This is a genomic window from Dietzia sp. SYD-A1 (assembly GCF_015356725.1).
GTDB lineage: Bacteria > Actinomycetota > Actinomycetes > Mycobacteriales > Mycobacteriaceae > Dietzia.
In genome coordinates this window covers 1-10,900 of sequence record NZ_JADDKI010000185.1, presented here as the reverse complement: position 1 = coordinate 10,900, position 10,900 = coordinate 1, and the positions used below count along the sequence as shown (strand labels likewise).

Here is a 10,900-nt window from a genome sequence, read left to right as displayed (position 1 = left end):
GGTGACAGCGGCGACCTCCCGGGCCGCGGGGACCTCGTGGCCGGCGGCGTCCAGGATCGCCGCCGCCAACGGATGCTCGCTGCGGACCTCCAGGGCGGCGGCCACCGCGAGGACCTCCGCCCCGGAGACCCCGTCCGCGGTCGCGATCTCGACGACGACGGGACGATTGCGGGTGAGGGTGCCGGTCTTGTCCAGGGCGATTCCGCGGATGCGGCCGAGGGCCTCCAGAGCGGCGCCTCCCTTGACCAGCACACCGAACCGGCTGGCCGCACCCACGGCGGCGTACACGGTGACGGGCACAGAGATCGCCAGGGCGCAGGGCGAGGCCGCCACCAGGACGACGAGGGCCCGTTCGATCCACACCTGCGGGTCGCCGAACAGGCTCCCCACCACCGCGATCAGCGCGGCGGCCACGAGGATGCCCGGGACCAGGGGCCTGGCGACGGTGTCGGCCAGCCGCTGGGCCTGGCCCCTGCGTGACTGTTCCGCCTCGACGATCTGGACGATCCTCGCCAGCGAGTTCTCCCGCGCCTCCGCGGTGACCGTGACCTCCAGGGCGCCGCTGCCGTTGATCGACCCCGCGTACACCTCGTCCCCCGGACCGGCCTCGACCGGGACCGATTCGCCGGTGATCGCCGAGTTGTCCAGGGCGGTGCGGCCGACGCGGATCGTGCCGTCGGTGGCGATCCGCTCGCCCGGTCGGACGATCATCACCTCGCCCAGACGGAGGTCGTCGGGCCCGACCCGCAGCTCGCGCCCGCCGCGGAGGACGGTGGCGGTCGACGGAACCAGCGACAACAGGGAGCGCAGGCCTCGGCGGGTGCGTGCGACCGAATACTCCTCGAGCCCCTCGCTGATGGCGAAGAGGAACGCCAGCAGGGCGGCCTCCTCGACCTCGCCGAGGATCAACGCGCCGGTGGCCGCGATGGTCATGAGCGTGCCCACGCCGATGCTGCCCCGCGCCAGGCGTCGGAGAGTCGACGGGACGAACGTGGAGCCCGCGACCAGGAGCGCGACCGCGTACAGCACGAACTCGGCCGGGTGGGGCCCGACGGTCCGGCCGAGGAGCAGTCCCGTCAGAAGCAGTGATCCGGCCGCGGCAGCGGCCCGGATCTCGGTGACCTGCCACAGGTGTTCCGGACCGCGGTTCTCGCCGTCCCCGGCCGGAGGGTCATCGGGGCCGCACCCGCACGCGTCGCTCACGAGACGTGGTTGGGGCACAGCGCGACCGCCGACCCGGTCGCGGCGAGGAGCGTCTCGGCGGAGGCCAGCAACTCCATCAACTCGGGACGGGCGAGCGAATAGAACACCTGCCGGCCTTGCGGTCGCCCCTCCACGAGCCCGCAGTCCCGCAGGCACGCGACGTGGGCGGAAACCGTGGATTGCGCCAACCCGAGTTCGGCCACCAGGTCGGCGACCCGGGTCTCACCGCGCGCGAGCCGGCGGATGATCGCCAGCCGGGTTCCGTCGGACAGGCTGCGGAACAGCGCAACCCCGGCATCGATCGTCATTCGACGATGATAACGGGGTTGAGCGATGTGTTCCAGGCTCGGCGCCGGCGTCGGCCCGGCCTCTAGGAATTGGCGATCGCGAGCACCGTCCAGACGGGGAGCCAGAGCCCGAAGCTCAGGATGGTCAGGATCAGGTGCAGCGGGTGGTTGACCCGCCTGCCGCCGCCGTGGGTGACGAACACCGTCTGCTGCATCGGGTACGGGTGGGGCATGATTCCCTGCGCCGGCATTCCGTAAGCCGTGTACTGCTGGAACCGGGCGGGGTCGCCGAATCCCTGCCCGGCCGCCGGCGACGCCAGATGATGGGGCACGAACTCGGTGTTCTGCCTGTACGGCGCCGCGGGGGTGATTCCGTAGGGCAGACCTCCGTCGTGGGCGAGCCGTTCGACGTTCTCCGAGGCCGGGACGGTCGGACACTGCTCGGTGGCCGGTACAGGGGGGAACTGCTCGGTCGGAAACCGCTCTGTCGGGTAGCGCTCGGGAGGGAAGTGCTCCCCTGGGTACCGCTCCACGGGGGCGAATTGAGTCGTGGTCGCCGTGGTGTGGTCCCACCCGGCGTCCGAGGAGTCGTCGGAGCGGGAGGGGGTCTGCTCGTTCATGGCGGCTCGATTCACGATGTGCGGGGCCGGTGACCCGGCCGGTTTCGCCGGTCACCCTAATCGCGGGCACGGCCTGGTCACATCGGGCTGCGCTGCGAATCCGGGGATAAATGGGGGGTCCCCCGCAGTGCGCGCGACCGGATGGTCGGGGTCTACCCCGAGGAGCCCTCGCCCCTCCTGCGCCTGCCGACGAGGAACCAGAGCAGCAGCAGGAGCGCGGCGAGCCCCAGCAGCGCCGCACCTGCTCCCAGGGGACGAACAGGCGCGGTGGTGGCCTCGGGCGAGCCGCCCGAGGCGGTGACGTCGCCCACCGGGGGGACCGCGAACTCGCGCGCGGTCGTCTGCTTCTCGGTCCCGCTCGCCAGATCCACGGTCGCCGTCCACTCCCCGGAGGGGAGCGGGATGGCCTCGGAGACGGGGAAGCGGATCTCGGCGGTCTCACCGGGCGCGATGGTGGCGGGTTCCGACGCGAGGGGAGGGGTCGCCAGCCCGCCGGGTCCGTCGGTGAGATCGAGTGTCCCGGCCACATCCACCGCCCTGTGTCCCGTGTTGGACACCGTCGCGAGGAATGCGGCGACGCCGACCGCTGCCCAGACAGGCCGCAGATCGAGGATCTCGAATCCGGAATCGGGCGCGCCGCCGGCTCCGGTGGAGAGGTACACGCGGACCCCGACGCGCGAGATCTGGTCGAGGCCGGTCTCGCCCGCACCGGAGCCGCTCGAGGAGGACCCGGGCGACCCGAGCGAGCCCGACCCCGCCGACCCCGACGAGCCCGTTCCTGTGCCCACCGCGTTCCCGCCCGGGGCCGCGGAGGTGTGGGATGCCCAGATCACCGCGTACTGCTCGGCATCGGGTGCCCCGGCGGGCACGGTGATCGTCGCGGTGACCATCGCCGACTGGCCGGGCAGCAGGTTCAGCACCGATCTGTCGAGGTGGATCCACCGGGTCAGCGCGTTCGACTCCCCGGGCGATGCGGGCAGGAACGACCCGCCCTGCACCGTGGCCGGCCCGGCGTAGACCTCGATCCTCTGCGGGGAGTCGGTGTGGTTGCCCACCTCGAGTCGACGAGTGGTCGACGCCCCCGCGCTGAGATGGTCCACGATGTACCGATGTGCCCTGGGGTCGTTCGACGGCGTCGGCGGAGCGCTCCTGAGTCCGATCGAGATCGTGCCCGGGCTCGCGCCGGGTGACGGTCTCTGATGCGCGAGGGCGGGTGTGGGCGAGGCTGCGGCGAGCACGACCGACGCGATCAGCACGGCGGCGAGGAACGCCACGAGACGCGGGGTGAGGTGCCCTCGGACGGTGACGGGCCTCATCGTCGTCGTCATAACGCCGACGTGATCAACGCGCCGCGGCCGGGAGCGGAGGGGCCGGTGGAACCGAGGCCGGGCACTGCCCTGTCCACCCTGACCCGGGGCGTCCATCTCCACGATGCGGAGGGCACGACGATCCCGCTCACCGCGAGGGCGTCCCGCGGGGCGCCCACCGGCGTCCAGTCCGGCATCCGGTTGGTCACCGCTCCGGGTCCGGTGGGGGAGACGACCCTGTACGAGAGAGATGGTCCCTGAGCGAGACCGGTGGCGGCGACGGACGCGTTCCAGTCGCGGGATCCGCCCCCGCGGCTGTCGATGACCGCGGTGTCGGCGAGCGTCACCTCGGAGACGCCGCTGCCGGCGGGGAGGGCCAGGCCACCCTCCGCGGCGACCGCGATGTGCAGGTCGCCGCTCGTCCCGCCGACCACCTCGAACGTCAGGGTGGAGGTGTCCGCCGGGGCCGCGGACGACGGGGCAGCCGGTCCGACAGTGGACGCCACGACGACGACGGTGACGGCGGCGGCGGTGACGGCGAGGACCGCCGCCGCCCTCACGACCATCAGTGCGTCTCCGCGGGGCGCTCGTCGCCGCCCGAGGAGCGACGGCGCAGGAGGATGAGCGCCAGCGCCGTCGCCGCGAGGAGTCCCGCGATCAGTGCTCCCCACAGTCCGATCGGCCACCCTCCGTCGCCGTCGCTCGTCTCCCCGACGCCCTGGTCGGGGAAGGTGATCTCCGAGCTGATGGAGTGCTGCGCCCACCCGCTCTCGAGATCCGCGGTGGCCTGCCACGGTCCGGCCGGGAACTCCACGCTGGACGGGATCACGAACATCACCTCGCCGCCGTCGCCGGGGGGGATCGTCACCGTACTCGCGGACATCGCCTGCGCGGTAAGGCCTCCCGGCCCGTCGCCGAGGGTCAGGTCGCCGGAGACGTCGACGGCCCGGCCGCCAGTGTTCTGCACCCGCACCGCGACCGCGGCGTTGCCCTCGGCATCGCGCTGCGGGGTGAGGCTCTCGATCTGGAAGTCCGACGGGGGACCGTTGCCCTCGCCGACGGACACATAGAGCCGCACCCCGACCCGCGACACCTGCTGGATCTGCTCCTCGCCCTCTGCGGCGGCGGGCCTGGTCGACACCCAGACCGCGCCGTACTGCTCGACCTCGGGCGCGTCCTCGGGGACGGTGATGGTCACGAGCACCTCGGCGGACTGGCCGTTGTCCAGCGTCACCTCGTCCGCGCTGAGTTCCACCCACGAGGAGAGCGGGTTGGTCTCTCCACGCGGCCGGGGGACAAAGGCGCCGTCCCGGATCTCGGCCGGCCCCGCGTAGACGTCGAGAGTCGCCGGGGCGCCGGTGTCGTTGGTCACCTGCACCCGGCGCGAGATCGACTCCCCGGGAGGGATGTTGTCGACGATGTAGGACCTCGCCCGCGGGTCGTCCACCCGGTCCGCGGGAATGTCCATCAGGGAGATCCGGATGGATCCCGTGGGATCGACCGGGCCGCCGTCCGGCTGGGCGTGGGCCCACTGTGCGGGCATGGCGATCAGGCCGAGCGGGACCACCATCATCAAGGCCAGCATCAGCCGCGAAAGAGAACGCATCGGGATCAGCTCTCGACTCGTAGGGGGGGGACGACATCGCAGTTACTGGACAAGTGTCCAGTAACTGCGATGTGGCAGGGGTGACTCAGAGGGCGGACAGGGTCAGCGTGGCCTTGTACTGACCAATCGCCACCGTGCCCGAGAGGTCGACGGTCATCGCGTTGAGATTCGGGATCGTGGCGGTCTCCAGCGGTGCGGCGAGGGTCCGCTGGGTGCGGGTCATGATGAGCGTGTCGTCGTTCTTCAGGGGGATGTCCGCGGCCGCCCGGTTGGCCGTTCCTCCGAACACCAGCCCGAGGGCGGAGGACGGGGGGTGGTAGGTCGCCTTGGTGGCGGGGATGACCGCGGTGGCGTCCTGGGTGTGCACGAAGTCGGTGAGCGCCAGGTAGGCGTTCCATCCGTTCGTCGTGCCCCGGGTGTCGGTGATGCTGAACACGGTGAGAGAGCCCGAGGCCGACCCCCCGTTGGACGCCAGTCCGAGGGTGCTCACCGGCCCACCGGTGTTCACCGACAGGCCGCCGTTCTGGGCGGCCGTGACGGTGAAGTTCAGTTCCTGCTGATTCGCCTGGGCCGAGGCGGCGCCGGCGGCGGGGAGGGCGACGATCGTGGCCGCGCCGAGCGCGACCAGCACAGATTTACGCATGGGGGTTTCCTTAGGGAAGGGGATGGATCGGGCGATCCTGAGGTGTCTTCCGTCACAGTTATGAAGACGCTTTTAAAGTAGACACTTGGTCGCTGTCATGTCAAGTGTGGTGGCGCCGCGCGTGTCTGGACCTGACCGAGCCGCGTGTGTTTGGACCTGACCGAGCCGCGTGCGACTGTGGCGGGACCGACTACGTCGGCTGCGACTGACCGCGGCGGCCGCGTGGCGGCGGACGGTGGACGGTTACGGCAGTCGGCCCGTCCGTCACGGTCACATGCACGGTCTCGCCGCCGAGGTCACCGAGGCACGTGGTGATGCTGTGGAAGAAGCCGTCGTGCGTGAAGGTCCGATATGGCGCCACGGAGAGGGAGAACTCGTCAGCAGGCATCGGCAGCGCCGTCTCCCCGAGGTCGCCGGTGGGTTCGCTCTGACGCAACCGGTCCGGTTCGACGGAGGCCCACAGGTCGTCGGGCCGCCGCGAGCAGGCCACGTCCGCGCACGGCCGGGCGGTTCCCGGTTGGCACGGCACTTCTCACCGTCACAGCCCGGCGAGCATCTCCCGCATCCGGTCGATCTCCCGCTGCTGGGTGTCGATGATGGTCTGGGCCAGCTCGACCGCCTGCGGGTGGGTTCCGTCCTCCACCTGGTCCTGCGCCATGTCGATCGCGCCCTCGTGGTGGACGATCATCTGTTCCAGGAACAAGCGCGCGGCGTCGGTGCCCTCGGAGTCGACCAGCTCCTGCATCTCCTCCGGCGAGAGCATGCCGTCCATCATGCGCATCTCACCGGCGTCACCCATGTGATCACCTGCGCCGGGGCCGGCGTGCCCGTCGTGGTGCGCTCCGGGCTCGTCCCACTCCTCGAGCCACCGGTTGAGCTGCTCGATCTCCGGACCCTGAGCGGCCGTGATCTCCTCGGCCAGGGCGCGGACGTCGTCGGGGATGTCCTGCTTGGCCAGGATGATGTCGCTCATCTCGATGGCCTGTTCGTGGTGCGGGATCATCATCCGCGCGAACCGCACGTCGGCGGCGGAGTGCTCGCCGGAAGCCCCCTCCTCGGCCGTCGCGGGAGCGCCGTCCTCGGCGGTGGTGGTCGTGGCCGGCGACGCGGCCGTCGTGTCGTCGCCGCCATCGGCACAGGCGGAGAGCGTGAGAACGGCCACGGCTGCGGCCGCGAGGAGGATCCTGCTGGTCATCGTCGAGGTCCTTTCGAACGGAGCCACGGGGCGCCCGGACTGATCGTGACCATCCTGCCCGTCGGACCCGACCGGCGGGATGGAGGTCACGTGAAGGTTTGGTCAAGGCTGTCGTGGGGGCGGCGGATCCCCTGGTGGAGCGCGATGATGGGACCCATGACCCACACCCCTGTCGACCCCGGACAGGCCGGTGTTCCCGGTTCCGGCGCGCGCCATCCCACGGGGTTGCGTGCCATGGTCGTCGACGACGAGCAGTCGCTCGCCGACCTGGTCGCCACCTACCTCCGGCGCGACGGATTCGAGGTCTCCGTGACCGGCGACGGGGTCCAGGCCGTCACGTTGGCCCGGACGGTGGACCCGGACGTGATCGTCCTGGACCTGGGGTTACCGGGCCTGGACGGGGTCGAGGTGTGTCGGCGGATCCGGGCCCACTCCGACGCGTACGTCGTGATGCTCACCGCGCGGACCGATGAGGTGGACACGCTGATCGGGTTGTCCGTCGGCGCGGACGACTACGTGACCAAACCCTTCAGCCCCCGCGAACTCATGGCCAGGATCCAGGCGATGATGCGTCGACCTCGGGGGCCGGCGACCGGGTTCGACGACGCGGGGGTCGCCACCGGGTCCGCGGGCGGCAACGCGGTGGAGGCGCCTCCGCGGAGGATCGGGGCTCTGACCGTCGACGTCGCCGGTCGTGAGGTGAACGTCGATGGTGAGGCGGTGGCGCTGACGCGCACCGAGTTCGACCTGCTCGCCGCACTGTCCCGAGACCCGGGTGTCGTGTTCACCCGCTCCCAGTTGATCGAGACGGTGTGGGGCCCGAACTGGGTGGGCGACGACCACCTGGTGGACGTCCACGTCGCGCACCTGCGCCGCAAGCTCGGCGACGATGCCACGCTGGGCCGCTACGTCCGCACCGTCCGCGGCGTGGGCTACCGGATGGGGGCCGGGCGGTGAGCGGCGGGGTCGGCGGCCGGATCGGTGGCCGTGGCGAGGTGCGGCGCGGACGGCGTGCCCGGGCGAGCTTCGGTACGAGGTTGCTGCTGGTGATGGCCGGGGTGGTGGTGGGCTGCGCGGGGAGCGCGTGGCTCGTCGCCTCGGTGCTGGCGCCGGAGATCTTCCACGACCACCTGGGGCAGGCCGGGATCGACCACGACTCCGCGGAGGCCGCCCACGTCGAGGAGGCGTTCACGGATTCGATCGTCCTGGCCTTGGGGTTGGCGGTGGGCGTCGCTGTGCTCCTGGCGCTGCTGGCGAGTTGGTACCTCACCCGGAGGGTCCAGCGTTCCGTCGCCGTCGTGACCACCTCGACCGTCGAGATCGCCGGCGGACGCTACGACACGCGGGTCGCGAGCCCCGAGTTGGGGCGGGAGTTCGACGACCTGGCGACGAGCGTCAACGAGCTCGCCCGGCGACTCGGCGCCACCGACACCTCGCGACGCCGGATGCTGGCCGACCTCGGTCACGAGATGCGCACCCCGCTGGCCACGATCGACTCCTACCTCGAGGCCGTCGAGGATGGCGTGCGGGACTACGACGACGACACCAGGGAGGTGTTGTGGAGGGCCACCCGCCGGCTCGAGCGCCTGGCGTCGGACATCGTGGCCGTCTCCGCTGTCGAGGAGCACCTGACCCGTCTCCATCCGGTCCCCACCACCGTCGCGGAGCTGGTGGGGACCGCGACAGATGCCGCCCGGGAGCAGTTCGCGGACAAGGGAGTGGAGCTCACCGCCCGTGAGCTCGTCGACGCCGAGGTCACCGTGGACATCGACCGCATGGGCCAAGTGCTGGGGAACCTGCTGGACAACGCGCTGCGGCACACTCCTGCCGGTGGCACCGTCACCGTCAGCACCGGGGTGCACGACACCGGACTGGTCTCTGTCACCGTCACCGACACCGGCGAGGGTGTGGCCGCCCACCACCTGGACCATCTCTTCGACCGCTTCTACCGCGTGGACACCGCCCGCGGCCGACACTCCGGCGGCAGCGGCATCGGGCTGACGATCACCCGTGCGCTCGTGGAGGCCCACGGCGGCCGTGTCAGCGCGGCCAGCGACGGCCCCGGACACGGGTCCCGCTTCACCGTCACGATTCCCGCGTCGTCACGCGGCTGAGACCGCGACCCCCGATCAGAACGGGACCTGGGTCCGCAGCAGTCCCTCCACCGGCCTCCGGCCGCTCAGGGCGCGGCAGAACTCGAACGCGTCCATGGTGAGGTTCTCTCCGGCGCCCGGGTGCCCACCGTGCTGCCAGCGCCCGCCCGCCGGGCCGGTGAGCTCCAGGTCGAAGGCCTGGCCGTGCCGACCGGCCCACTCGGTCACCACGTCGTCGACGATCACCCCTTCGTGCTCCGGGGTCGCCGTCACGGCGACGCCCGTCGCGGAGGCGATGTCGATGCGGTGCATGAACGGGTCGCGGGTGAGGATCACGTCGAAGAGGTAGCCCATGGACCACCACTCGCCGTTGTCCTCCATGGCCTGCCTCCTCATCACGCCCGGTGCCCGTCGCCGGTGCCTGGCGGCCCCGGGGGCCGATCGACGGACCTCGGCGATCAGTTGCTCGGTCGACAGGCCGGCGTTCTTCTCCACCTGGAGCGCCGTCATCGCGTCGATGGGGAGGCACCCCTCGCGCTTGGCCCGCTTGCCGGAGGCCAGCTGCTGGCGGACCATCTCCGGCCAGCTGGCGAGCATCTGGACCATGCCCAGCATGTGCCCGGCCATCGCGCGCACGTCCCACTCGGTGCAGTCGGTCCGGGCGCCCCATTGGTCGGGGGTGAGCCGTTCGAGCATCTCGGCCACCCGGTCGTATTCGGTCTCGGCGAGACGCCCGGCGACACCCCGGGCCAGTCGGGGTTGTCGGGGGTCGTTCTTCGAGCGGTGCTGCCCGGTTGTCGTGATCATGGCGGTGTGTCCTCCTGTGCGGTGGTGACCGGGGCGTCGGTCGGGATGCCGACGTCGTCGAGGTACATGTCGATCGCGCGGTCGACCAGCCGGGCCCAGCGGTCGCCTCCGGGGTCGTTGGCGAGTTGGGCGTCCGCCATGCCGCCCACCACCGCCACGTAGAGGTCGATGTCCTCGCGGTCGGTGATCCCGATCGCCGCGAACCGCTCACGCAGACCGTCGAGCACGAGCACCGCGGGCGCGTAGGCCTCCGGGCTGGGGGTGAAGCCGGGGATGGTGCGCTGGTTCATCAGCTGGAAGCGCGCGAGGTCGGTGACGCAGAAGTCGAAGTACGCCCGCGCGTACAGCCGGACGGTGCCCCGGGCACCGGTCGGGGGACGCTCGTCGAGGGAGAGCATCACCTCGAGGCATTCGGTCCACGCCTGGGCGAACATCGCGTCGTAGATGGCGTTCTTGGAGTCCACATGGGAGTACAGCGACGGCGCCTTCATGCCCACCCGGGCCGCGACGTCGCGGAGGGTGAGCTGGGCCAGCCCCTGCTCACGGGCCACGTCCCACGCGGCATCGATGATCTCCCGCCGGGTGGCCTCACGTCGTTCGGCTGACCTATCGCGATTCGGCGTGCCTAACATGATTAGGATTGTGCGCCTGTGGCCCGGTGATGTCCAGAGGGGATTGGTCGCGATCCGGTCTCGGGGGAGGGCGAGAGTGGGGCCGATGAGCACAGGAGCAGCCGACTCCGCAGACGTGGCCGCCCCGGCGTAGGGTGGCCCGCCCTCGCCACCACCGAATCGCAGCTCGAGCTCGACGGCGTCACACCCCCAATTCCCTCACCTCGTCGGCCAAGCTGCGGGCCAGTCGGAGATCGTGGGTGATCGCCAGGACGCCCAGCCCCCTGTCGGCACGCCGACGCAGTGCGCGGGCGATCGCGGCCGTGCTCAGCGGATCAAGGTGCGCGGTGGCCTCGTCGGCGATCAGATACCGGGGCTCCTGTGCCAGCGCGCGGGCGAGGCAGGCGCGCTGGAGCTGCCCGCCCGAGACCTCCGCGGGGCGGCGGTCCAGAAGCACCGGGTCCACGCCGACCTCGTCCGCCAGCGCGTCCGGGTCCACGGCGACGCCGCGCACCGACGCCGCCAGGG

The 10,900-nt window shown here is 71.4% G+C and carries 13 protein-coding genes and 1 pseudogene; 2 read left to right on the top strand and 12 right to left on the bottom strand.

Annotated features, from left to right (window positions below; genetic code table 11):
• From IY392_RS08495 to IY392_RS08455, 9 genes and pseudogenes are all read right to left on the bottom strand, one after another.
• On the bottom strand, positions 1-1,203 hold a 1,203-nt coding region (locus IY392_RS08495), incomplete at its 3' end, for a cation-translocating P-type ATPase (RefSeq protein WP_194860974.1).
• Positions 1,200-1,511, bottom strand: coding sequence for a helix-turn-helix transcriptional regulator (locus IY392_RS08490; RefSeq protein ID WP_107757221.1), 312 nt, complete (start codon positions 1,509-1,511; stop codon positions 1,200-1,202). The genes IY392_RS08495 and IY392_RS08490, both read right to left, overlap by 4 nt.
• Positions 1,512-1,573: 62 nt before the next feature.
• Positions 1,574-2,110, bottom strand: coding sequence for a hypothetical protein (locus IY392_RS08485; protein WP_194860973.1), 537 nt, complete (start codon positions 2,108-2,110; stop codon positions 1,574-1,576).
• A gap of 152 nt (positions 2,111-2,262) precedes the next feature.
• A complete protein-coding gene (locus tag IY392_RS08480) occupies positions 2,263-3,426 on the bottom strand; it encodes a hypothetical protein (protein ID WP_194860972.1) in 1,164 nt (387 codons plus the stop codon).
• 8 nt (positions 3,427-3,434) lie between these two features.
• Positions 3,435-3,983, bottom strand: a complete 549-nt coding sequence (locus IY392_RS08475; RefSeq protein WP_194860971.1) for a hypothetical protein — start codon at positions 3,981-3,983, stop codon at positions 3,435-3,437.
• Complete coding sequence (locus IY392_RS08470; RefSeq protein ID WP_194860970.1) at positions 3,983-5,023, bottom strand: hypothetical protein; 1,041 nt, start codon at positions 5,021-5,023, stop codon at positions 3,983-3,985. The genes IY392_RS08475 and IY392_RS08470 overlap by 1 nt, the downstream gene beginning before the upstream one ends.
• Positions 5,024-5,108: 85 nt before the next feature.
• Positions 5,109-5,666: a hypothetical protein gene (locus tag IY392_RS08465; protein ID WP_182613759.1), complete on the bottom strand. Its 558-nt coding sequence runs from the start codon at positions 5,664-5,666 to the stop codon at positions 5,109-5,111.
• 238 nt (positions 5,667-5,904) lie between these two features.
• Positions 5,905-6,147, bottom strand: a pseudogene (locus IY392_RS08460) (CueP family metal-binding protein); the annotation flags it as partial.
• 57 nt (positions 6,148-6,204) lie between these two features.
• Positions 6,205-6,861: a DUF305 domain-containing protein gene (locus IY392_RS08455; protein WP_194860968.1), complete on the bottom strand. Its 657-nt coding sequence runs from the start codon at positions 6,859-6,861 to the stop codon at positions 6,205-6,207.
• Between the two features lie 234 nt (positions 6,862-7,095).
• Between IY392_RS08455 and IY392_RS08450 the strand changes: the two genes are divergently transcribed.
• The gene (locus IY392_RS08450; protein ID WP_194860976.1) at positions 7,096-7,818 is read left to right on the top strand and encodes a response regulator transcription factor; all 723 of its coding nucleotides are present in this window, start codon (positions 7,096-7,098) and stop codon (positions 7,816-7,818) included.
• Between the two features lie 92 nt (positions 7,819-7,910).
• Positions 7,911-8,975, top strand: a complete 1,065-nt coding sequence (locus IY392_RS08445) for a cell wall metabolism sensor histidine kinase WalK (protein ID WP_194860975.1) — start codon at positions 7,911-7,913, stop codon at positions 8,973-8,975.
• 15 nt (positions 8,976-8,990) lie between these two features.
• Here the strand turns inward: IY392_RS08445 and IY392_RS08440 are convergent, their stop codons facing one another.
• The 3 genes from IY392_RS08440 to IY392_RS08430 all read right to left on the bottom strand — a co-directional run.
• Complete coding sequence (locus IY392_RS08440) at positions 8,991-9,761, bottom strand: maleylpyruvate isomerase family mycothiol-dependent enzyme (protein ID WP_194860967.1); 771 nt, start codon at positions 9,759-9,761, stop codon at positions 8,991-8,993.
• Positions 9,758-10,393, bottom strand: a complete 636-nt coding sequence (locus IY392_RS08435) for a TetR/AcrR family transcriptional regulator (RefSeq protein WP_107757214.1) — start codon at positions 10,391-10,393, stop codon at positions 9,758-9,760. Before IY392_RS08435 ends, IY392_RS08440 begins: the two co-directional genes overlap by 4 nt.
• 181 nt (positions 10,394-10,574) lie before the next feature.
• Positions 10,575-10,900 (bottom strand): ATP-binding cassette domain-containing protein (locus IY392_RS08430; protein ID WP_194860966.1); only part of this gene is annotated, 326 nt, incomplete at its 5' end.

Coding starts and splice junctions, on each gene's coding strand:
- IY392_RS08465 (WP_182613759.1), bottom strand. CDS start 5,666: ATGCGTAAATCTGTGCTGGTCGCGCTCGGCGCGGCCACGATCGTCGCC.
- IY392_RS08445 (WP_194860975.1), top strand. CDS start 7,911: ATGGCCGGGGTGGTGGTGGGCTGCGCGGGGAGCGCGTGGCTCGTCGCC.
- IY392_RS08470 (WP_194860970.1), bottom strand. CDS start 5,023: ATGCGTTCTCTTTCGCGGCTGATGCTGGCCTTGATGATGGTGGTCCCG.
- IY392_RS08485 (WP_194860973.1), bottom strand. CDS start 2,110: ATGAACGAGCAGACCCCCTCCCGCTCCGACGACTCCTCGGACGCCGGG.
- IY392_RS08435 (WP_107757214.1), bottom strand. CDS start 10,393: ATGTTAGGCACGCCGAATCGCGATAGGTCAGCCGAACGACGTGAGGCC.
- IY392_RS08490 (WP_107757221.1), bottom strand. CDS start 1,511: ATGACGATCGATGCCGGGGTTGCGCTGTTCCGCAGCCTGTCCGACGGA.
- IY392_RS08475 (WP_194860971.1), bottom strand. CDS start 3,983: ATGGTCGTGAGGGCGGCGGCGGTCCTCGCCGTCACCGCCGCCGCCGTC.
- IY392_RS08455 (WP_194860968.1), bottom strand. CDS start 6,861: ATGACCAGCAGGATCCTCCTCGCGGCCGCAGCCGTGGCCGTTCTCACG.
- IY392_RS08440 (WP_194860967.1), bottom strand. CDS start 9,761: ATGATCACGACAACCGGGCAGCACCGCTCGAAGAACGACCCCCGACAA.
- IY392_RS08450 (WP_194860976.1), top strand. CDS start 7,096: ATGGTCGTCGACGACGAGCAGTCGCTCGCCGACCTGGTCGCCACCTAC.
- IY392_RS08480 (WP_194860972.1), bottom strand. CDS start 3,426: ATGAGGCCCGTCACCGTCCGAGGGCACCTCACCCCGCGTCTCGTGGCG.